Origin of the sequence: Paramagnetospirillum magneticum AMB-1, from assembly GCF_000009985.1 — a bacterium.
In the GTDB taxonomy this organism is placed as follows: domain Bacteria; phylum Pseudomonadota; class Alphaproteobacteria; order Rhodospirillales; family Magnetospirillaceae; genus Phaeospirillum; species Phaeospirillum magneticum.
The window spans coordinates 3369163-3389546 of the sequence record NC_007626.1 but is presented as its reverse complement, the minus strand read 5'-3'; the positions used below and the strand labels follow the sequence as shown (position 1 = coordinate 3389546).

The window sequence follows — 20384 nt, the reverse complement described above, 5'->3', positions numbered from 1 at the left end:
GGGGGAAGCTTCTCTTCCCCCGCCGCCCTCAAAGGTCACACGGGAGTTTGTCGATGAACGAACTTATGAAGATCTTCGGCCAGGTGAGCGGCACTCAGTCGTTCGACCAGATCCGCATCTCCATCGCCTCGCCGGAGCGTATCCGCTCCTGGTCGTACGGTGAGATCAAGAAGCCGGAGACCATCAACTACCGCACCTTCAAGCCGGAGCGCGACGGCCTGTTCTGCGCCCGCATCTTCGGGCCGATCAAGGACTACGAGTGCCTGTGCGGCAAGTACAAGCGCATGAAGTATCGCGGCATCATCTGCGAGAAGTGCGGTGTGGAAGTCACCCTGGCCAAGGTCCGGCGCGAGCGCATGGGCCATATCGAGCTGGCCTCTCCCGTGGCCCACATCTGGTTCCTGAAGTCGCTGCCCAGCCGTATCGGCCTGCTGTGCGACATGACCCTGAAGGATCTGGAGCGCATTCTCTACTTCGAGAATTACGTGGTGGTCGAGCCCGGCCTCACGCCGCTCAAGATCCGTGAGCTGCTGACCGAAGAGCAGTACATGCGCGCCGTGGACGAGTACGGCGAGGACGCCTTCACCGCCAAGATCGGCGCCGAGGCCATCCGCGACATGCTGACGGTTATCGATCTGGAGACCGAGAAGGCCCAGTTGAAGGTCGACCTCAAGGAGACCACCTCCGAGGCCAAGCGCAAGAAGCTGGTCAAGCGCATGAAGCTGGTCGAGGCTTTCATGGAATCCGGCTCGCGCCCGGAATGGATGATCCTGGAAGTGATTCCGGTGATTCCGCCGGAACTGCGTCCCCTGGTGCCCCTGGACGGCGGCCGTTTCGCCACCTCGGACCTCAACGACCTGTACCGCCGCGTCATCAACCGCAACAATCGTCTGAAGCGGCTGATCGAATTGCGCGCCCCCGAGATCATCGTGCGCAACGAGAAGCGCATGCTGCAGGAGGCGGTCGACGCCCTGTTCGACAACGGCCGTCGCGGCCGCGCCATCACCGGCGCCAACAAGCGGCCGCTGAAGTCGCTGTCCGACATGCTGAAGGGCAAGCAGGGCCGCTTCCGTCAGAACCTGCTGGGCAAGCGCGTCGACTATTCCGGCCGTTCGGTCATCGTGGTCGGTCCAGAGCTGAAGCTGCACCAGTGCGGTCTGCCCAAGAAGATGGCGCTGGAGCTGTTCAAGCCCTTCGTCTACTCGAAGCTCGAACTCTACGGCATGGCCACCACCATCAAGGCCGCCAAGCGCATGGTGGAAAAGGAGCGTCCCGAGGTGTGGGACATCCTGGAAGAGGTCATCCGCGAGCATCCCGTGATGCTGAACCGCGCGCCGACGCTGCACCGTCTGGGCATCCAGGCCTTCGAGCCGGTGCTGATCGAGGGCAAGGCCATCCAGCTGCATCCGCTGGTCTGCACCGCCTTCAACGCCGACTTTGACGGCGATCAGATGGCCGTGCACGTCCCGCTGAGCCTCGAGGCCCAGCTGGAAGCCCGCGTGCTGATGATGTCCACCAACAACATCCTGTCGCCCGCCAACGGCAAGCCGATCATCGTGCCGTCGCAAGATATCGTGCTGGGCATCTACTACATCACCATGGAACGGGACGAGGTTCCCGGCCAGGTGCTGAAGATCCGCTCCATGGACGAGCTGAAGGGCGCCATCGCCAACAACGCGATCCTGTTCTACTGCCCGACCGATCCCAACACCAAGATCGACACCAAGGATCTGGATACCCTGCTGGACCGTCTGGCCAGCCGCAACGTCACCGCCCACCGCCGCGTCAACCCGTCGTCCAAGGACGCACTGGAAGCCGGCCTGAAGGGCGGCCATCTGCGCCTGTTCAATGTGGAAAAGCCCGGCGTCCCGCTGGTCTTCGCCGACGTCAACGACGCCGAGAAGGCCATCAAGGACGGCAAGGCCATCCTGTTCAAGGTGCCGGTCTTCGTGAACATGGCCGAGATCGAGGAAGCGCTGACCGAAAAGACGATCACGCTCCACACCAAGATCCGTGCCCGCTTCGACACCGTGGATTCCGAAGGCACCCCGGTGACCCAGATCGTGGACACCACGCCGGGCCGCATGATGCTCTCGGTGATCCTGCCCAAGAACAAGAACGTCCCGTTCTCCTTGATCAACCGTCTGTTGACCAAGAAGGAAATCCAAAACGTCATCGACGTGGTCTACCGCCATTGCGGCCAGAAAGAGACGGTGATCTTCGCCGACCGCGTCATGGGCCTGGGCTATTCCAACGCCTTCAAGGCGGGCATTTCCTTCGGCAAGGACGACCTGGTCATCCCGCCGGAAAAGGAAACCCTGGTGGGCGAGACCGAAGAGAAGGCCAAGGAATACGAGCAGCAGTACCAGGACGGCCTGATCACCCAGGGTGAAAAGTACAACAAGGTCGTCGACGCCTGGTCCAAGTGCACCGACGACGTCGCCGACGCCATGATGAAGCAGATCTCCAGCCTGGTTCCGGGCAAGCAGATCAACTCCATCTACATGATGGCCCATTCCGGCGCCCGTGGTTCCGCCGCCCAGATGAAGCAGCTGGCCGGCATGCGCGGCCTGATGGCCAAGCCCTCGGGCGAGATCATCGAGACGCCGATCATCTCGAACTTCAAGGAAGGCCTCACCGTGCTGGAGTACTTCAACTCCACCCACGGCGCCCGTAAGGGTCTGGCCGATACCGCGCTGAAGACCGCCAACTCGGGTTACCTGACCCGTCGTCTGGTGGACGTGGCCCAGGACGCCATCATCTGCGAAGAGGATTGCGGCACCACCAACGGCCTGACCGTCTCTCCGGTGATCGAGGGCGGCGAGGTCATCGCTTCGCTGGCCGAGCGTATCCTCGGCCGTTCGGCGGCGCGTGACATCGTCAATCCGCTGACCGGCGAAGTGATCGTCAAGGCGGCCCAGATGATCCAGGAGACCGAGGTCGAGCTGATCGACGCCGCCGGCATCGAGACCGTGGTGATCCGTTCGGTGCTGACCTGCGACTCGGAAGAGGGCGTCTGCGGCTCGTGCTACGGCCGTGATCTGGCCCGCGGCACCCGCGTCAACGTCGGTGAAGCGGTCGGCGTCATCGCCGCCCAATCCATCGGCGAGCCGGGTACCCAGCTGACCATGCGTACCTTCCACATCGGTGGCGCGGCGCAGCGCGGTGCCGAGCAGTCCTCCATCGAGGCGACTTTCGATGGCACCGTCCAGGTGATCAACCGCAACGTGGTGGTCAACTCGTCGGGCGCTTCCATCGTCATGAGCCGTAATTGCGAAGTGGCCCTGCTCGACATCAACAACCGCGAGCGTGCCCGTCACCGCGTCCCCTACGGCGCCAAGCTGCTGGTGGACGAGGCCCAGAAGGTCACCAAGGGCACCAAGCTGGCCGAATGGGACCCCTACACCCTGCCGATCATCACCGAGCGCGCGGGTGTGGCCCATTACGTCGACCTGACCGAAGGCCTGTCCATGCGCGAGGTGGTCGACGAGGCCACCGGCATCGCCAGCAAGGTGGTGGTCGATTGGAAGCAGCAGCCCCGTGGCGCCGATCTCCGTCCCCGCGTCACCCTGCGTGACGAGAAGGGCGAGGAGTTGTTGCTCGCCAACGGTCTGGAGGCCCGCTACTTCATGAGCGTGGACGCCATCCTGTCGGTGGAGAACAACACCAAGGTCAACGCCGGCGACGTGCTGGCGCGCATTCCGCGTGAATCGTCCAAGACCCGCGACATCACCGGCGGTCTGCCGCGTGTGGCCGAGCTGTTCGAGGCGCGTAAACCCAAGGATCACGCCATCATCTCCGATTGCGACGGCCGCGTGGAATTCGGCAAGGACTACAAGTCCAAGCGCCGTATTCTGGTGGTCCCGGAAGAGGGCGATGCCATCGAGTACCTGATCCCCAAGGGCAAGCACATCTCGGTGCAGGAAGGCGATTACGTCCGCCGCGGCGACCCGCTGATGGACGGTAATCCCGTGCCGCATGACATCCTGAAGGTCTTGGGCGTCGAAGCCCTGGCCCAGTATCTCATCAACGAGATTCAGGAGGTCTATCGACTGCAGGGCGTGAAGATCAACGACAAGCACATCGAGGTGATCGTTCGCCAGATGCTGCAGAAGGTCGAGATCACCGATCCGGGCGACACCACACTTCTGGTGGGCGAGCAGGTGGACCGCGTCGAGTTCGATATCGAGAACTCGAAGGCCATTCGCGAGCAGGGCCGTCCGGCCTCGGGCACTCCGGTGCTGCAGGGCATCACCAAGGCCAGCTTGCAGACTCATTCCTTCATCTCGGCGGCCTCCTTCCAGGAGACCACCCGCGTGCTTACCGAGGCGGCTGTGTCCGGCAAGGTGGACTCGCTCCAGGGCCTGAAGGAAAACGTCATCGTCGGCCGTCTGATCCCCGCCGGTACCGGCGCGGTGATGAACCGTCTGCGCGCCATTGCCGCCAAGCGCGACAAGGACATGCAGGTGGAAGGCGAATCCGAGGTTCCTGCCATTCCGCCGGTGGCCGAGGGCTCGGCGCCGGAGGCTCCGCCCGCCGAGTAAGGCGCGCTGGAGACTGGTAACGGTAGCATCCCCGCTTCCTGAAAAGGAGGCGGGGATGACTTTTTTTGACGTTTCTAAATAGGGTGAAGACCTTAAGCGGCCAAGGCGCTATCATCTTCCTTGTAAATCCCGGGGCGCCACAACCCGGGTGGAGCGTCAAGGGAGAAGCCATGAGCTCGCGGTGGGGCAAGACGATGGCGATGCTGATCGCCATGGGCGGCGCGTTGCCCGTCCAGGCGGCCTGTTTGGCGCGCCCGTCGTCCACTGCCGAACTGGCCCAATGCTCCACCGCCGCCGCCGCCGGCGATTCCGTTGCCGCCCGGATGTTGGGCGATGTGATGGGCGATCCCACCCAGCGCCATTACGATCCCGCCACGGCTTTGTCCTGGTGGGAGCAGGCCGCCGCCGCAGGAGACGGTCTGGCGTTGCGTCGTCTGTTCGATGCCCACTGGTATGGCCGCGGCACGCCCAAGGATCTGGCCAAGGCCAGGACCTATCTGGCCAAGGCGGTGGCGGGCGGAGCCCAGTGGGCTCGGCTGGTGCGGGCCGTCCTGGCGGAAGGGGAGGAGCCCGGCCTCGCCGCCGACCTGTACAACGGCCTGGCGGCCGAGGGCAATTGTCTAGCCCAGTTGCGCCTCGCCCATGGCCACGACCGGGGCGGCTGGGTCGAGAAGAACCGCTCGCAAGCCCTCTATTGGGCCAATGTGGCGGGGCTGGCGGGACGAAACGAGCCGCCGCCCGAGGATCACCCCCTGTTCGAGAACCGCTTTCACTATCGCGATTGCACCAGCGAGGCCTACTTCCTGCGGCAGGAGCTGGCCCACAATCTGGCGTCGGACCTGCGGGGGCGGGTGGAGGAGTCGGCGGCGGCGTGGAAGCCCGGTCGGATGCCCGAGCGTCAGGGGCCGGTGGAGGCGCCTCCAGCCATCGGCGTGACGCCGGTCGGGCTGGGCTCCGGCGCCGCGGCCAAGCTGCCGGACTGGCGGCCGCTTGCCGCGTCGTTGCAGCGGCCGGCGGGCCGGTCGCGCCTGGGGGCCGAGGACGTGTTCGCCACGGTGGGCCGGTCGGTCTATGTGGTGATCGCCGCCCGCACCGAAGACGAACTGAGGGCCAAAAAGGGCCGTTTCGGGTCGGCGGTGGCCATGGATGAACGCACCGTGGTGACCAATTGCCACGTCATCGACGAGATGTCGGTGATTCTGCTGCGCCAGGGCGGGCAGACCATGCGGGCGACGCCATCGGGCGGGGACGAGGCCACCGACCGCTGCCTGATGACCGTTTCGCCCGGGCGTCTGTCGGCTGTCCCGGGAATTCGCGCCTGGGAGGATCTGCGGGTGGGCGAGACGGTCTATTCCATCGGCGCGCCCAAAGGACTGGAGGCGACCTTGGGCCAAGGCCTGGTCTCGGGACTGCGGACCATCAAGGGCCTGCGCTACGTCCAGACCACGGCCCCCATTTCCCAGGGGTCCTCGGGGGGAGGGCTGTTCGACTCGGCGGGCAATCTGGTGGGCATTACCACCTTTCACATCCGCGACGCCGACGGACTCAACTTCGCCATCGCCGCCGAGGATTTCTTCCGGTGACGGCCGCCAAGCGCGTGGGGCGCGACGATTCCTTCATCGTCCTGCCCCTGGGGCCGCTGGGACTGGGGCTTCCCAAATGGATGCCCCTGGTGATTGTCTATTTCGCGACCATCTTCGGGCTGGTCTGGACCCTGGGCCCGCCCTGGCCCGTGGCCGCCACGGTCGCCGCCGCCATGGGGCCGGGTGTGATCGGATTGCTCGATCTGGGGCTGCGGCTGCGAACCACGCATTATGAATGGGTCAATCCCGCCGGTCTGCGCCTGGTGGGGAAGGCCTCGATCGTGGATCGCCTGACCTATCGCGAATGTGGCTGGTATCTGCCCGTCCTCGCTCTACCCGTTCCCCTGTGGCTGGCCGGCATGGGACTGACGGCGGCGTTCAGTCATTCCTGGCGGGTATTTTAGGTTCATGTGGGGCTAAGCGGGGCTGCCGCCCCGACCCCGCTTGGAGACCAGGTCTCCAAACCTCTCCATTATTTATTCATAAAATCAAAAGGGGGGCCGGGGCATCGCCCCGGGCGGCAACCCGCCTTAGACTTCTCCTCCCGCCTTGATGGATTCCACGATGTCGCGCAGGCTGACGGTCTGCGGGCTCTTGCCCGTGGGGGCGGAGGGAATGGCGGCGGGGAAGAACGGGCTGTCCGGCTGCAGCGCAGTGGCGAAGTCGGCGGCCGACACGCTGCGCACCGCCGCCTGGGTGACCGGGGCCACCGCCTGCACCACCTGGGTGAGCGCGGCCTCGGTCGGGGTCGACGGGGGAGGGGCCTCGGGCCGGGCTACGGGGCGCAGGGCCGCCAGCTGCGGATTGCCAGTATCGACGGCGGGCTGATGGGCGGCGGCGGCGTCGTTGCCCAGCGCGCTCTTGAAGCGGGCCTGCACACTTTTATAAAGACCCGCCACGGTGTGAGCTTTGCGGAACACTTCCGGGTTGGCCCGGGCGGCATCGGGCAGCAGGTGGCGGGCCGAATGCTTCGGGTTGTCCTCCATGCCCTCGATCACCCGGGCGGCGCCGGCGGCGCCCAGGAAGTGGGCGAGGTAGAGGTCCGAGGCGGTGGCCTCGCGGCCCAGGCGCTTTTCCAGGGTCTTGGCGTTGTCCTTGGCGAATTCGGCGGCCATCAGGGAGGACAGCTTGGGGTCTTTGCGCAGGTCGAGAATGGCCTTCTTCAGGGACTTGTCAGCCACATCCAGGCGACCGTCTGCGCCCTTGACGATGGCCTCGGCCGCATCGTTCAGGCCGTGCTCGGCGCCATGGCGCTTGACCATGTCCAGCCAGGTTCCGGCGGTGAACTGGAACAGGCCCGACGCCGAGGACTTGGTGTTGCGGGCCTGGGGATCCAGCCCGCTTTCCTGGGTGGCCTGAGCCAGGAGGTAGCCGAAGGACACGCCCGTGCTGTCGGCGGCCTCCTTGATTCCAGAGACGACACGCCCCGGGCGGGCGGGGGTCTCGATGGAAAGCGAACCTGTCATCTCGGCGGTCGGGGTCTGCATGGCGAGCCTCGGAGTCCAAACCACCCTCACCATAGCATGGAAAGGTTACCAAGAATCGACTCGCGGCGATTGAATTTGGAAGGGGAAATGTCCCGACTCTTTCGCTTGACGGGGGGCGGGCGGATAAATAGGATGCGCGCTTCTCGGGGGACCGGTATCCGTCCGCCTGGACGGTTTTCGTTGTCCCGAGGCTTGCGAAACACTGATGACAACGCCGAACAGGTCGGCGACTGAACCCCAAGAAAACCCCGGCGGGGAACTGCCGGCGGGTTTTTTTCTGGTTTTCGTCAAGGGACCTGTGTGAAGGGAAAGTGACTGAATGCCCACGATCAATCAATTGATCCGTAAGCCGCGCCAGCCTGTGGCGGCGCGCAACAAGGTCCCCGCCATGGAGGCCTGCCCGCAGAAGCGCGGCGTTTGCACTCGCGTGTACACGACCACTCCGAAGAAGCCGAACTCGGCGCTTCGTAAGGTCGCCCGTGTGCGCCTGACCAACGGTTTCGAGGTTACCTCGTACATTCCGGGCGAAGGTCACAACCTTCAGGAACACTCGGTGGTGATGATCCGTGGCGGTCGTGTGAAGGACTTGCCGGGTGTCCGCTACCACATCATCCGCGGCACGCTGGATACCCAGGGCGTCAAGGATCGCCGTCAGCGTCGTTCGAAGTACGGCGCGAAGCGTCCGAAGTAAGGAGTTCATCAGATGTCTCGTCGTCACGCCGCTGAGAAGCGCGAAATCACCCCCGACGCCAAGTTTCACGACTATGTCGTCGCCAAGTTCATGAACTGCCTGATGCTCGACGGCAAAAAGTCCGCCGCCGAAGCCATCGTCTACGGCGCCCTGGACAAGATCCAGGCCAAGACCGGCCAGGACCCGCTGAAGGTGTTCCACGAAGCCCTCGACAACGTGAAGCCGGCCCTGGAAGTCCGCTCGCGTCGCGTCGGCGGTGCCACCTACCAGGTGCCCGTCGAAGTGCGCTCCGATCGCCGGCAGGCCCTGGCCATCCGCTGGCTGATCGATTACTCGCGCAAGCGTTCCGAGACCACCATGATCGACCGCCTGTCCGGTGAGCTGCTGGACGCCGCCAACAATCGTGGCGCCGCCGTCAAGAAGCGCGAAGACACCCACCGTATGGCGGAGGCCAACAAGGCCTTCTCCCATTACCGCTGGTAACTGGAGAGCGAGACCAACATGGCCCGTACCACGCCCCTCGAGCGGTATCGCAATATCGGCATCATGGCCCACATCGATGCCGGTAAGACCACCACCACCGAACGCATCCTCTACTACACCGGCAAGTCCTATAAGATCGGCGAAGTGCACGAAGGCACCGCCACCATGGACTGGATGGAGCAGGAGCAGGAGCGCGGCATCACCATCACCTCGGCCGCGACCACCGCGTTCTGGCGTGATCACCGCGTCAACATCATCGACACCCCCGGCCACGTGGACTTCACCATCGAGGTGGAGCGTTCGCTCCGCGTGCTCGACGGCGCGGTGACCGTGTTCGACTCGGTGGCGGGCGTCGAGCCCCAGTCCGAGACGGTGTGGCGTCAGGCCGACAAGTACGGCGTGCCGCGCATTTGCTTCGTCAACAAGATGGACCGCATCGGCGCCAACTTCTATCGCTGCGTCGATATGATCGTTGACCGTCTGGGCGCCCGTCCGCTGGTCATGCATCTGCCCATCGGCGAGGAAAGCGGCTATATCGGCCTGGTGGATCTGCTGCGCAACGTCGCGGTGATCTGGAAGGACGAAAGCCTGGGCGCCGAGTTCGAGGATCAGCCGATCCCCGCCGACCTGGTCGAGAAGGCCGCCCAGTACCGGGCCCAGCTCATCGAGACCGCGGTCGAGATGGACGACGAGGCCATGGAACAGTACCTGGGTGGCGAAGAGCCGTCCTTCGAGGTGCTGCAGGCCTGTATCCGCAAGGGCACCATCTCGCGCACTTTCGTGCCGGTGCTGTGCGGCTCGGCGTTCAAGAACAAGGGCGTGCAGCCCCTGCTCGACGCCGTCATCGACTATCTGCCGGCCCCGGTCGACATTCCCGCCATCAAGGGCGTGAAGTACGGCACCGAGGACGAGATCGCCAAGCACTCCACCGATGACGAGCCCTTCGCTGGCCTGGCGTTCAAAATCATGAACGACCCCTTCGTCGGTTCGCTGACCTTCGTGCGCGTCTATTCGGGCGTGGTCGAATCGGGCAGCTACATCCAGAACACCGTGAAGGAAAAGCGCGAGCGCGTCGGCCGCATGCTGCTGATGCACGCCAACTCGCGTGAGGAAATCAAGGAAGCCCGCGCCGGCGACATCGTCGCTTTCGCCGGTCTGAAGGACACCACCACCGGTGACACCCTGTGCGACCCGACCCCCAGCTCGCTGGTGGTGCTCGAGCGCATGGAGTTCCCCGAGCCGGTGATCGAGGTGGCGGTGGAGCCCAAGTCCAAGGCCGATCAGGAGAAGATGGGCATCGCCCTGGCTCGCCTTGCCGCCGAGGATCCCTCGTTCCGCGTTACCTCCGATGTGGAATCCGGCCAGACCGTGATCAAGGGCATGGGCGAACTGCATCTGGAAATCCTCGTGGACCGCATGAAGCGCGAGTTCAAGGTGGAAGCCAATGTGGGCGCCCCGCAGGTGGCCTATCGCGAGACCATCTCGAAGGCCTACGAAGTCGACTACACCCACAAGAAGCAGACCGGTGGCTCGGGCCAGTTCGCCCGCGTCAAGATCCGCTTCGAGCCGGGTGAGAAGGGCGCGGGTTACGTCTTCGAGAACAAGGTCATCGGTGGCTCGGTTCCCAAGGAATACGTCCCCGGTGTCGACAAGGGCATCCGGTCGGCCATGGATAACGGCGTCATTGCCGGCTTCCCCATGATCGACTTCAAGGCCACCCTGACCGACGGCGCCTACCACGACGTCGACTCCTCGGTTCTCGCCTTCGAAATCGCCTCGCGCGCAGCCTTCCGTGAAGGTATCGCCAAGGCGGGTCCGAAGCTGCTCGAGCCGATGATGAAGGTCGAGGTGGTCACCCCCGAGGATTACCTGGGCGACGTGATCGGCGATTTGAACAGCCGTCGCGGCCAGGTCAACGACATGGACCAGCGCGGCAACGCCCGTGTGATCACGGCGATGGTGCCGCTGGCCAATATGTTCGGCTACGTGAACACCCTGCGTTCCATGTCCCAGGGCCGGGCGCAGTACAGCATGACTTTTGACCACTATTCGGAAGTGCCCCAGAACGTGTCGGACGAGATCCGCGCGAAGCTGGCCGGCTAATCTGACACCTATCGAGGACGGAGTAAGAAACGATGGCTAAGGCTAAATTCGAGCGCAACAAGCCTCACTGCAACATCGGGACCATCGGTCACGTTGACCATGGCAAGACCTCGCTGACCGCGGCGATCACCAAGATCCTGGCCGAGACCGGCGGCGCCACCTTCACCGCCTACGACCAGATCGACAAGGCGCCGGAAGAGAAGGCCCGTGGCATCACCATCTCGACCGCCCACGTCGAGTACGAGACCAGCAACCGCCACTACGCCCACGTGGACTGCCCCGGTCACGCCGACTATGTGAAGAACATGATCACCGGCGCGGCGCAGATGGACGGCGCCATCCTGGTGGTGTCGGCCGCCGACGGCCCCATGCCCCAGACCCGCGAGCACATCCTGCTGGCCCGTCAGGTCGGCGTGCCGGCCCTGGTGGTGTTCATGAACAAGTGCGACATGGTCGACGATCCCGAGCTGCTGGATCTGGTCGAGCTGGAAGTGCGCGAGCTGCTGAGCTCGTATGACTTCCCCGGCGACGACATTCCGATCGTGCGCGGTTCGGCCCTGTGTGCCCTGGAAGACAAGCAGCCGGAGATCGGCCGCGACGCCATCCTGAAGCTGATGGCCGAAGTGGACGCCTACATCCCGCAGCCGGAGCGTCCGAAGGACAAGCCGTTCCTGATGCCGATCGAAGACGTGTTCTCCATCTCGGGCCGTGGCACCGTGGTGACCGGCCGCGTCGAGCGTGGCGTGGTCAAGGTGGGCGAGGAAGTCGAGATCGTCGGCATCAAGAACACCGTCAAGACCACCTGCACCGGCGTGGAAATGTTCCGCAAGCTGCTCGATCAGGGTGAGGCCGGCGACAACATCGGCGCCCTGCTGCGCGGCACCAAGCGCGAGGACGTGGAGCGCGGCCAGGTTCTGGCGGCTCCGGGCTCCATCACGCCCCACACCGACTTCGAGGCCGAAGCCTACATCCTGAACAAGGAAGAGGGCGGCCGTCACACCCCGTTCTTCACCAACTACCGTCCGCAGTTCTACTTCCGCACCACCGACGTGACCGGTGTGGTTGCTCTGCCGGAAGGCACCGAGATGGTGATGCCGGGCGACAACGTGAAGATGATCGTGACCCTGATCGCCCCCATCGCCATGGACCAGGGCCTGCGCTTCGCCATCCGCGAAGGCGGCCGGACCGTCGGCGCCGGCGTGGTGGCCAAGATCATCAAGTAGTCTTCGGACTTCTGTTTCGGGAAGGGCGTCCGGGTAAAACCGGGCGCCCTTTCCTCTTTTTGGGGAGGCCGGAATGAATCTCGGCCCGCCCCGCCAAACGAGTCGAATCAGCCTTGCCACCCCAGGCGACTCTCTGTATAAGGCTGCCTTCGGCTTCGGCCTCATTCCGTAAGAGCGGCTTTGCCACTGGCATCGCAGCTGACTGCGGGAGGCTCTTTGAATTTACTGTTTTCACCGATCGGCGCCCCGACGGGGCGCCTTTCCGATTTGACGGATGACTTGAACATGGAAAGCCAGAACATCCGCATCCGCCTCAAGGCGTTCGATCACCGCGTGCTGGACCAGTCCACCCGCGAGATCGTCAACACCGCCAAGAGGACCGGGGCGCAGGTGCGCGGTCCGATCCCGCTTCCCTCGCGGATCGAGAAGTTCACCGTGAACCGTAGCCCGCACATCGACAAGAAGTCGCGCGAGCAGTTCGAAATTCGGACTCACAAGCGGCTTTTGGATATCGTCGACCCGACCCCGCAGACCGTGGACGCGCTGATGAAGCTCGACCTGGCCGCTGGTGTCGACGTCGAGATCAAGCTCTAAGGAACCTAACAATGCGCTCTGGTCTCATCGCCCAGAAGGTCGGCATGACGAGGATCTTCACCGAGGACGGCACCCATGTGCCCGTCACCGTGCTGAAGGTCGACACCTGTCAGGTGGTCTCGACCCGCTCTGTGGAAAAGGACGGCTACGTTGCCGTTCAGCTTGGTGCCGGTACCGCCAAGGTGAAGAATGTGAGCAAGCCCGCTCGCGCCAACTTCGCCAAGGCCAAGGTCGAGCCCAAGAAGAAGCTGGTGGAATTCCGCGTTGCCCCCGAGAACCTTCTCGAGGTCGGCACCGAACTCTCCGCCGCCCATTTCATCCCCGGTCAGTACGTGGACGTGACCGGCACCACCATCGGCAAGGGCTTTGCCGGCGGTATGAAGCGCTGGAATTTCCGTGGCCTCGAAGCCACGCACGGCGTTTCGGTGTCGCACCGCTCGCACGGCTCCACCGGCCAGCGCCAGGACCCCGGCAAGGTGTTCAAGGGCAAGAAGATGGCCGGTCACATGGGCGATGAGCAGGTGACCACTCAGAACCTCACCGTGGTGTCCACCGACGCCGATCGCGGCCTGATCCTGGTTAAGGGTTCGGTTCCCGGTCACGAAGGGTCTTGGGTGCTCGTCCGCGACGCGGTGAAGCGCAAGCTGCCTGATGGCGTGCCGTTCCCGGCCGGCGTCAAGGCCGCGGCCTCGGCCGAGTAAAGGATCAAGGCGATGAAGACGAACGTAATCAGCCTGGACAACCAGACCGTCGGCGAGATCGAACTGGCCGACGAGATCTTCGGTGTGCCGGTGCGTGGGGACATCCTGTTCCGCGCCGTCAACTGGCAGCTGGCCAAGCGCCAGTCGGGCAACCACAAGACCAAGACGATCAGCGAGATCTCCGGCACCACCAAGAAGCCCTTCGCTCAGAAGGGTGGCGGTCGTGCCCGTCAGGGCTCGCTGCGCTCCGCGCAGTTCCGCGGCGGTTCGACCATTTTCGGCCCGGTGGTGCGCTCTCACGCTCACGACCTGCCCAAGAAGGTCCGCAAGCTGGCGCTGAAGACTGCCCTGTCGGCCAAGGTTGCCGACGGCAAGCTCATCGTGGTGGACGCGGCCTCGGCCGGTTCGCCCAAGACCAAGGACCTGGCCGCCCGTCTCGGCAAGCTGGGCCTGAGCTCGGTGTTGTTCATCGACGGCGCCGCCGTGGACGGCAACTTCGCTCTGGCCAGCCGCAACATCCCCTACGTGGATGTGCTGCCGACCCAGGGTGCCAATGTCTACGACATCCTGCGCCGTGACACCCTGGTTCTGACCAAGGACGCGGTCGCCGCCCTGGAGGCTCGCCTGAAATGAGCAAGCTCGTCATCAGCAAGGAGCGGATGTACGACGTCGTCCGCGCCCCCGTGATCACCGAAAAGGCGACCATGGGCTCCGAGTTCCGCCAGGTCACCTTCAAGGTGCCGCTGGATGCGACCAAGTCGGAGATCAAGGCCGCTGTCGAGGGTATTTTCGGGGTGAAGGTCACCGCCGTGAACACCCTGATCGCCAAGGGCAAGGTCAAGCGCTTCCGCGGCCGTCCCGGCGTGCGTTCCGACGTCAAGAAGGCGGTCGTGACGCTGGCCGAGGGCCACTCCATCGACGTGACCACGGGAGTCTGACGCCATGGCACTGAAGACATTCAAGCCGACGACGCCTGGCCGCCGCCAACTGGTCCTGGTCGATCGTTCGGAACTCTGGAAGGGTAAGCCCGAGAAGAGCCTGACCGAAGGTCTGCGCTCCAAGGGCGGCCGCAACAACACCGGCCGGGTGACCGTCCGGTGGCGTGGCGGCGGGCACAAGCGCCGTTACCGCATCATCGACTTCAAGCGCAATAAGTTCGACGTGGCCGCCACGGTCGAGCGCCTGGAGTACGATCCCAACCGTACCGCTTTCATCGCCCTGGTGTCGTACGCCGACGGCGAGAAGGCCTACATCATCGCCCCGCAGCGTCTGGCCGTCGGTGACCAGGTGATCGCCTCCGAAAAGGCGGACATCAAGCCCGGCAACGCCATGCCGCTGAAGAACATCCCCGTCGGCACCATCGTGCACAACGTGGAGCTCAAGGTGGGCAAGGGCGGTCAGCTGGCTCGTTCGGCCGGCACCTATGTCCAGCTGGTCGGCAAGGATCAGGGCTATGCCCAGCTCCGTCTGGCTTCGGGCGAACTCCGCATGGTTCGCGGCGAGTGCATGGCCACCATCGGTGCCGTGTCCAACCCGGACCAGCAGAACGTCTCTCTGGGCAAGGCCGGTCGCGCTGTGTGGATGGGCCGTCGCCCCTCCGTCCGCGGTGTGGCCATGAACCCGATCGACCACCCGCATGGCGGCGGCGAAGGCCGCACCTCGGGCGGCCGTCATCCGGTCACCCCCTGGGGCAAGCCCACCAAGGGCAAGAAGACTCGCAGCAACAAGAAGACGGACCGGCTCATCATGCGCCGCCGTCAGACTCAGTAGGAGGGGCTGAAAAATGGCTCGTTCCGTTTGGAAAGGCCCCTTCCTCGACGGCTACATGCTGGGAAAGGCCGACAAGGCCCGCGCCAGCGGCCGCAACGAGGTCATCAAGATCTGGTCGCGTCGTTCGACCATCCTGCCGCAGTTCGTCGGGCTGACCTTTGGCGTCTACAATGGCCAGAAGTTCATCCCCGTGCTGGTGACCGAGAACATGATCGGCCACAAGTTCGGTGAATTCTCGCCGACCCGCACGTTCTACGGCCACGCGGTCGACAAGAAGGCGAAGAGGAAGTAAGCCATGGGCAAGAAACCCGCAGATAGGGTCCTGGCGGACACTGAGGCCAAGGCGTTCCTGGCTTCCATCCGCACCAGCCCGCGCAAGCTCAACCTGGTTGCCGAAAGCATCCGTGGTCTCAAGGCCGACGTGGCTCTGAATGCTCTGACCTTCTCCAAGCGGCGTATCGCCGTCGAGGTGAGGAAGGTGCTGCAGTCCGCCATCGCCAATGCCGAGAACAACCACCAGCTGGACGTGGATCGCCTCTACGTGGCCGAAGCCTTCGTGGGCAAGGCCATGGTGATGAAGCGTTGGAAGGCGCGCGCCCGTGGCCGCGTCGGCCGCATCGAAAAGCCGTTCAGCAATCTGACCGTCATCGTGCGCGAACGCGCCGAAGCGGCGGGGGAGTAAGCAGATGGGTCAGAAAGTCAATCCGATCGGCCTGCGCGTCGGCATCAACCGCACCTGGGATTCCCGGTGGTTCGCGGACGAGACCTACGCCAAGCTGCTGCACCAGGACCTGAAGCTCCGCAAGTACCTGCGCGAGAAGCTGGCCCAGGCCGGCGTGTCGCGCGTGGTCATCGAGCGTCCCGCCAAGAAGGCCCGCATCACCATCCATACCGCCCGTCCGGGCGTGGTGATCGGCAAGAAGGGTGCGGATATCGAGGTGCTGCGCAAGGAGCTCTCGAAGATGACCGGTAGCGAGGTTCACCTCAACATCGTCGAGATCCGCAAGCCGGAACTGGATGCCCAGCTGGTGGCCGAGTCCATCGCCCAGCAGCTCGAGCGCCGTGTCGCCTTCCGTCGCGCCATGAAGCGCGCCGTGCAGTCGGCCATGCGTCTGGGTGCCCAGGGCATTCGTATCAACTGCTCCGGCCGTCTGGGTGGCGCTGAAATCGCCCGCATGGAGTGGTACCGCGAAGGCCGCGTTCCGCTGCACACGCTGCGTGCCGACGTGGATTACGGCGTGGGCACCGCCCACACCACCTACGGAAGCTGCGGTGTCAAGGTTTGGGTGTTCAAGGGCGAGATCCTCGCCCACGACCCCATGGCCCAGGACAAGCGGGCTGCGGGCGAAACCGCCCCGGCCGGCCGTTGATCGAGAAGGGTTTGAGAGATGCTTTCGCCCAAGCGCACTAAATTCCGCAAGGCCCACAAGGGCCGGATCAAGGGAGTGACCAAGGGTGGCTCCGCCTTGAATTTCGGCGCCTATGGCCTCAAGGCTCTGGAGCCCGAGCGGATCACCGCCCGCCAGATCGAGGCCGCCCGTCGTGCCCTGACCCGTCACATGAAGCGTCAGGGCCGGGTGTGGATCCGCATTTTCCCGGATCTGCCGGTCTCGTCCAAGCCTGCCGAAGTCCGCATGGGCTCCGGTAAGGGCGCTCCCGAGTTCTGGACCGCCCGTGTGGCTCCCGGCCGCATCCTCTTCGAAGTGGATGGTGTCGCCGAGGAAATCGCCCGTCACGGTTTTGCCCTGGCCGCTGCCAAGCTGCCGATCAAGACCAAGTTCATTTCTCGGATCGGGGATATCTAGCCATGGCGACCAAGGCTGCCGATCTGCGCCAGAAGAGTGTTGACCAGCTCAAGGAGCAGGTCATTGCGCTCAAGAAGGAGCAGTTCAATCTTCGCTTCCAGCGGGCCTCCGGCCAGCTGGAGAATACCGCCCGGGTGCGTGCTGTGCGTCGCGAGATCGCGACCATCAAGACGCTGCTCGGCGAACGCGCCAAAAGCGCGTCCTAAGGAGGCCCATTCAAATGCCGAAGCGCATTCTTCAGGGCGTCGTGGTGAGCGACAAGATGGAAAAGACCGTGGTGGTCAGCGTCGAGCGGCGCGTGATGCACCCGATCTACAAGAAGTTCATCCGTCGTTCCAAGAAGTACCACGCCCACGACGAGAACAACGTCTTCAAGACCGGCGAGACCATCCGCATCCGCGAATGCGCGCCGATCTCCAAGACCAAGTGCTGGGAAGTGATCGTCGAGCCGCAGGCTTGACGGTTGCGAACTGGGAATAAGGAAGAGACATCATGATCCAGATGCAAACCAACCTGGACGTCGCCGATAATTCGGGTGCCCGCCGGGTGCAGTGCATCAAGGTGTTGGGCGGCTCGCACCGGACCATCGCCACGGTGGGCGACGTCATCGTCGTTTCCATCAAGGAGGCGATTCCGCGTGGCCGCGTGAAGAAGGGTGACGTGCACCGCGCCGTCATCGTTCGTACCGCCAAGGAAATCCGTCGCGCCGACGGTTCCGCGATCCGGTTCGACACCAATGCAGCCGTCCTGATCAACAAGCAGGGCGAACCGATCGGCACCCGTATTTTTGGGCCCGTCACCCGTGAGCTTCGCGGCAAGAAGTTCATGAAGATCATCTCTCTGGCTCCGGAGGTCCTCTAATCATGGCTTCCATGAACGTGAAGAAGGGTGACCGGGTCGTCGTCCTCGCCGGCAAGGACAAGGGCAAGAAGGGCGAAGTCATCGCCGCCATGCCGTCCGAGCAGCGCGTCATCGTCCAGGGTGTGAACCTGGTCAAGCGTCACACCCGCCCGTCTGCCACCTCCCAGGGCGGCATCGTGGAGAAGGAGGCGTCGATCCATGTCTCCAACGTCGCCCACGAAGACCCCAAGGATGGCAAGGCGACCCGCATCGGTCACAAGATCCTCGAAGACGGTCGGAAGGTGCGCGTCGCGCGTCGCTCCGGCGAAGTCATCGACCGGTAAGCCGAAGGAACAGACAGATGGCACGTCTGCGTAAGCACTACGATACGGTCGTCAAGCCCGCCCTGCAGAAGGAGTTCAACTACGCGAACCCCATGCAGGTGCCGAAGCTGCAGAAGATCGTGATCAACATGGGCGTCGGTGAAGCCGCCCAGGATTCCAAGAAGATCGAGTCGGCCCTCGCCGAATTGACCCTGATCTCCGGCCAGAAGCCGGTCAGCACCAAGGCCAAGATGTCCATCGCCCAGTTCAAGCTGCGCGAAGGTCAGGTCGTGGGCTGCAAGGTCACCCTGCGGGCCGAACGGATGTACGAATTCCTCGACCGCCTGATCAACATCGCCCTGCCGCGCGTCCGCGACTTCCGCGGCGTTCCGGGCAAGAGCTTCGATGGCCGTGGCAATTACTCGCTCGGTCTGAAAGAGCAGATCGTCTTCCCCGAAATCGACTACGACAAGGTCGAGACCATCCGGGGCATGGACATCATCTTCGTCACCACGGCCAAGTCCAACGAGGAAGCCAAGGCGCTCCTCAAGGGCTTCGACATGCCGTTCGTGGCCTGATTGGAGATTTAGGCAATGGCTAAGATCAGCTCGGTCGAGCGCAACAAGAAGCGTGAGCGTATGGCGGCCCAGTTCGCCGCCCGCCGCGCCAAGTTGAAGGCGATCGCCAACAACCGTGAAGCCAGCCCGGAGGAGCGCTTCGAAGCCTCCCTGAAGCTGGCGGAGCTGCCCCGCAATTCGGCCAAGATTCGCGTGCGTCTGCGCTGCGAAGTCACCGGCCGTTCGCGCGGCAACTATCGCAAGTTCAAGCTGTGCCGGAATAAGCTTCGCGAGCTCGCCTCGCAGGGCCAGATTCCCGGCATGGTCAAGTCCAGCTGGTAAGGGAGGACGCCTCATGTCCATGACCGATCCTCTCGGCGATCTGCTCACCCGTATTCGCAACGGGCAGCGGGCCAACAAGTCCACCGTTGTTTCGCCGGCGTCCAGCCTGCGTGCCAACGTTCTCGAGGTGCTGAAGCGTGAAGGCTACATCCGCGGCTATGCCCGGAGTGAGCTGCGTCCGGGCGTTGCCCAGCTCAGCATCGAACTGAAATATCACGAGGGCCAGCCGGTAATCCGGGAAATCTCGCGCGTGTCCACTCCCGGCCGCCGCGTGTATTCCAAGATCGCCGACCTTCGCCGCGTCGCCAACGGGCTGGGGATCACCATCCTCTCCACCCCGCGGGGCGTGATGTCCGACACTGAGGCTCGTACTCAGAATGTCGGCGGCGAAGTCCTCTGCGAAGTGTTCTAACGGAGGGCCGCAACATGTCGCGAGTCGGCAAATATCCCGTCTCGGTGCCGTCGGGCGTTACCGTTCAGATCACCGGACCCGAAGTCACCGTCAAGGGCAAGCTTGGTGAATCCAAGCTCACTCTCAGGGACAACGTCGAGGTCACCCTCGATGGCAACCTGATCTGGGTGAAGCCCAAGAACGAAACCAAGCATGCCCGCATGATGTGGGGCACCACCCGTGCCCACCTGAACAACATGGTCAAGGGCGTGTCCGACGGTTTCACCGTCAATCTCGAGATCAACGGCGTCGGTTACCGTGCCGCGGTCGAGGGCAAGTCGCTGAAGCTGCAGCTCGGCTATTCGCACGACATCGAATATCCCATTCCGGATGATGTCACCATGAAGTGCGAGAAGCCGACCGCCATCTCGATCTCCGGCCGCGACAAGCGTCAGGTCGGCCAGATCGCGGCGGAAATCCGCGCTTTCCGTGGTCCCGAGCCCTACAAGGGCAAGGGTATCAAGTATGAAACCGAGACTATCCTCCGCAAGGAAGGTAAGAAGAAGTAAGGGGCTCCGCCATGATGACGCCGAAGAATCTTTTCGAGCGCCGCAAGCGGCGCGCCCGTCAGAGCATCAAGAAGAAGGGCAACGGTCGTATCCGTCTGTCGGTCTTCCGCTCCGGCAAGAACATCTACGTCCAGGTGATCGACGACCTCAATGGCGTCACCCTGGCCGCTGCCTCGACGCTCGACAAGGAGCTCAAGGGCAATTTGAAGACCGGCGCCGACAAGGAGGCTGCGGCCGCCGTCGGCAAGCTGATCGCCGAGCGGGCCAAGGCGGCGGGCATCACCGAGGTGGTGTTCGATCGCGGCGGCTACATCTACCACGGCCGGGTCAAGGCCCTGGCCGACGCGGCCCGCGAAGGCGGCCTGTCTTTCTGAGGAT

26 protein-coding genes are annotated in these 20384 nt (G+C 63.9%); 25 read left to right on the top strand and 1 reads right to left on the bottom strand.

Going from position 1 to position 20384, the window contains the following annotated elements:
- Positions 1–53 precede the first annotated feature (53 nt).
- The 3 genes from AMB_RS23505 (at position 54) to AMB_RS15805 (ending at position 6531) form a co-directional block, all read left to right on the top strand.
- The gene (locus AMB_RS23505) at positions 54–4544 is read left to right on the top strand and encodes a DNA-directed RNA polymerase subunit beta' (RefSeq protein WP_011385505.1); all 4491 of its coding nucleotides are present in this window, start codon (positions 54–56) and stop codon (positions 4542–4544) included.
- A gap of 170 nt (positions 4545–4714) precedes the next feature.
- The gene (locus AMB_RS15810) at positions 4715–6127 is read left to right on the top strand and encodes a trypsin-like peptidase domain-containing protein (RefSeq protein WP_231848861.1); all 1413 of its coding nucleotides are present in this window, start codon (positions 4715–4717) and stop codon (positions 6125–6127) included.
- Complete coding sequence (locus tag AMB_RS15805) at positions 6124–6531, top strand: hypothetical protein (protein ID WP_011385503.1); 408 nt, start codon at positions 6124–6126, stop codon at positions 6529–6531. Before AMB_RS15810 ends, AMB_RS15805 begins: the two co-directional genes overlap by 4 nt.
- A gap of 126 nt (positions 6532–6657) precedes the next feature.
- Here AMB_RS15805 and AMB_RS15800 read toward each other — a convergent pair whose 3' ends face one another.
- Positions 6658–7614 (bottom strand): transglycosylase SLT domain-containing protein, encoded by a 957-nt coding sequence (locus tag AMB_RS15800; RefSeq protein ID WP_011385502.1) that lies wholly within the window; start codon positions 7612–7614, stop codon positions 6658–6660.
- Positions 7615–7933: 319 nt separating this feature from the next.
- Between AMB_RS15800 and rpsL the strand changes: the two genes are divergently transcribed.
- The 22 genes from rpsL (at position 7934) to rplR (ending at position 20380) form a co-directional block, all read left to right on the top strand.
- Positions 7934–8305, top strand: coding sequence for a 30S ribosomal protein S12 (rpsL, locus tag AMB_RS15795; RefSeq protein WP_008620996.1), 372 nt, complete (start codon positions 7934–7936; stop codon positions 8303–8305).
- 12 nt (positions 8306–8317) lie between these two features.
- Positions 8318–8788 (top strand): 30S ribosomal protein S7, encoded by a 471-nt coding sequence (gene rpsG / locus AMB_RS15790; protein WP_011385501.1) that lies wholly within the window; start codon positions 8318–8320, stop codon positions 8786–8788.
- A gap of 18 nt (positions 8789–8806) precedes the next feature.
- Positions 8807–10891 carry an elongation factor G gene (gene fusA / locus AMB_RS15785; protein ID WP_011385500.1) on the top strand — a complete coding sequence of 695 codons (2085 nt, stop codon included), beginning with the start codon at positions 8807–8809 and terminating at the stop codon, positions 10889–10891.
- Between the two features lie 32 nt (positions 10892–10923).
- Positions 10924–12114, top strand: a complete 1191-nt coding sequence (tuf, locus tag AMB_RS15780) for an elongation factor Tu (protein ID WP_011385499.1) — start codon at positions 10924–10926, stop codon at positions 12112–12114.
- A 285-nt stretch (positions 12115–12399) separates the two neighbouring features.
- The gene (gene rpsJ, locus AMB_RS15775; RefSeq protein WP_002725423.1) at positions 12400–12708 is read left to right on the top strand and encodes a 30S ribosomal protein S10; all 309 of its coding nucleotides are present in this window, start codon (positions 12400–12402) and stop codon (positions 12706–12708) included.
- A gap of 11 nt (positions 12709–12719) precedes the next feature.
- A complete protein-coding gene (gene rplC, locus AMB_RS15770) occupies positions 12720–13409 on the top strand; it encodes a 50S ribosomal protein L3 (RefSeq protein ID WP_009868566.1) in 690 nt (229 codons plus the stop codon).
- Positions 13410–13421: 12 nt separating this feature from the next.
- The gene (rplD, locus tag AMB_RS15765; protein WP_011385498.1) at positions 13422–14042 is read left to right on the top strand and encodes a 50S ribosomal protein L4; all 621 of its coding nucleotides are present in this window, start codon (positions 13422–13424) and stop codon (positions 14040–14042) included.
- Entirely contained in the window at positions 14039–14347 is a 309-nt protein-coding gene (locus tag AMB_RS15760) for a 50S ribosomal protein L23 (RefSeq protein ID WP_011385497.1), read from the top strand. The genes rplD and AMB_RS15760 overlap by 4 nt, the downstream gene beginning before the upstream one ends.
- A 4-nt stretch (positions 14348–14351) precedes the next feature.
- Complete coding sequence (gene rplB / locus AMB_RS15755; protein ID WP_011385496.1) at positions 14352–15179, top strand: 50S ribosomal protein L2; 828 nt, start codon at positions 14352–14354, stop codon at positions 15177–15179.
- 13 nt (positions 15180–15192) lie between these two features.
- Positions 15193–15471: a 30S ribosomal protein S19 gene (rpsS, locus tag AMB_RS15750; RefSeq protein ID WP_008615453.1), complete on the top strand. Its 279-nt coding sequence runs from the start codon at positions 15193–15195 to the stop codon at positions 15469–15471.
- Positions 15472–15474: 3 nt separating this feature from the next.
- Positions 15475–15861 (top strand): 50S ribosomal protein L22, encoded by a 387-nt coding sequence (gene rplV, locus AMB_RS15745; RefSeq protein ID WP_011385495.1) that lies wholly within the window; start codon positions 15475–15477, stop codon positions 15859–15861.
- A 4-nt stretch (positions 15862–15865) separates the two neighbouring features.
- Complete coding sequence (rpsC, locus tag AMB_RS15740; protein ID WP_011385494.1) at positions 15866–16549, top strand: 30S ribosomal protein S3; 684 nt, start codon at positions 15866–15868, stop codon at positions 16547–16549.
- Positions 16550–16567: 18 nt separating this feature from the next.
- Positions 16568–16984 carry a 50S ribosomal protein L16 gene (rplP, locus tag AMB_RS15735; protein ID WP_008615450.1) on the top strand — a complete coding sequence of 139 codons (417 nt, stop codon included), beginning with the start codon at positions 16568–16570 and terminating at the stop codon, positions 16982–16984.
- A gap of 2 nt (positions 16985–16986) precedes the next feature.
- The gene (gene rpmC / locus AMB_RS15730; RefSeq protein WP_008615442.1) at positions 16987–17190 is read left to right on the top strand and encodes a 50S ribosomal protein L29; all 204 of its coding nucleotides are present in this window, start codon (positions 16987–16989) and stop codon (positions 17188–17190) included.
- Positions 17191–17204: 14 nt separating this feature from the next.
- On the top strand, positions 17205–17444 hold the full coding sequence (gene rpsQ / locus AMB_RS15725; protein WP_009868558.1) for a 30S ribosomal protein S17: 240 nt from the start codon (positions 17205–17207) through the stop codon (positions 17442–17444).
- Between the two features lie 32 nt (positions 17445–17476).
- Complete coding sequence (gene rplN / locus AMB_RS15720; RefSeq protein ID WP_002725445.1) at positions 17477–17845, top strand: 50S ribosomal protein L14; 369 nt, start codon at positions 17477–17479, stop codon at positions 17843–17845.
- Between the two features lie 2 nt (positions 17846–17847).
- Complete coding sequence (gene rplX, locus AMB_RS15715) at positions 17848–18168, top strand: 50S ribosomal protein L24 (protein WP_011385493.1); 321 nt, start codon at positions 17848–17850, stop codon at positions 18166–18168.
- A 17-nt stretch (positions 18169–18185) separates the two neighbouring features.
- Positions 18186–18725 (top strand): 50S ribosomal protein L5, encoded by a 540-nt coding sequence (rplE, locus tag AMB_RS15710; RefSeq protein ID WP_011385492.1) that lies wholly within the window; start codon positions 18186–18188, stop codon positions 18723–18725.
- Positions 18726–18740: 15 nt separating this feature from the next.
- Positions 18741–19046, top strand: coding sequence for a 30S ribosomal protein S14 (rpsN, locus tag AMB_RS15705; RefSeq protein ID WP_011385491.1), 306 nt, complete (start codon positions 18741–18743; stop codon positions 19044–19046).
- A gap of 13 nt (positions 19047–19059) precedes the next feature.
- Positions 19060–19458, top strand: coding sequence for a 30S ribosomal protein S8 (gene rpsH, locus AMB_RS15700; RefSeq protein ID WP_011385490.1), 399 nt, complete (start codon positions 19060–19062; stop codon positions 19456–19458).
- Positions 19459–19472: 14 nt separating this feature from the next.
- Positions 19473–20006, top strand: coding sequence for a 50S ribosomal protein L6 (gene rplF / locus AMB_RS15695; RefSeq protein WP_011385489.1), 534 nt, complete (start codon positions 19473–19475; stop codon positions 20004–20006).
- A gap of 11 nt (positions 20007–20017) precedes the next feature.
- A complete protein-coding gene (rplR, locus tag AMB_RS15690; protein WP_011385488.1) occupies positions 20018–20380 on the top strand; it encodes a 50S ribosomal protein L18 in 363 nt (120 codons plus the stop codon).
- Positions 20381–20384: the final 4 nt, after the last annotated feature.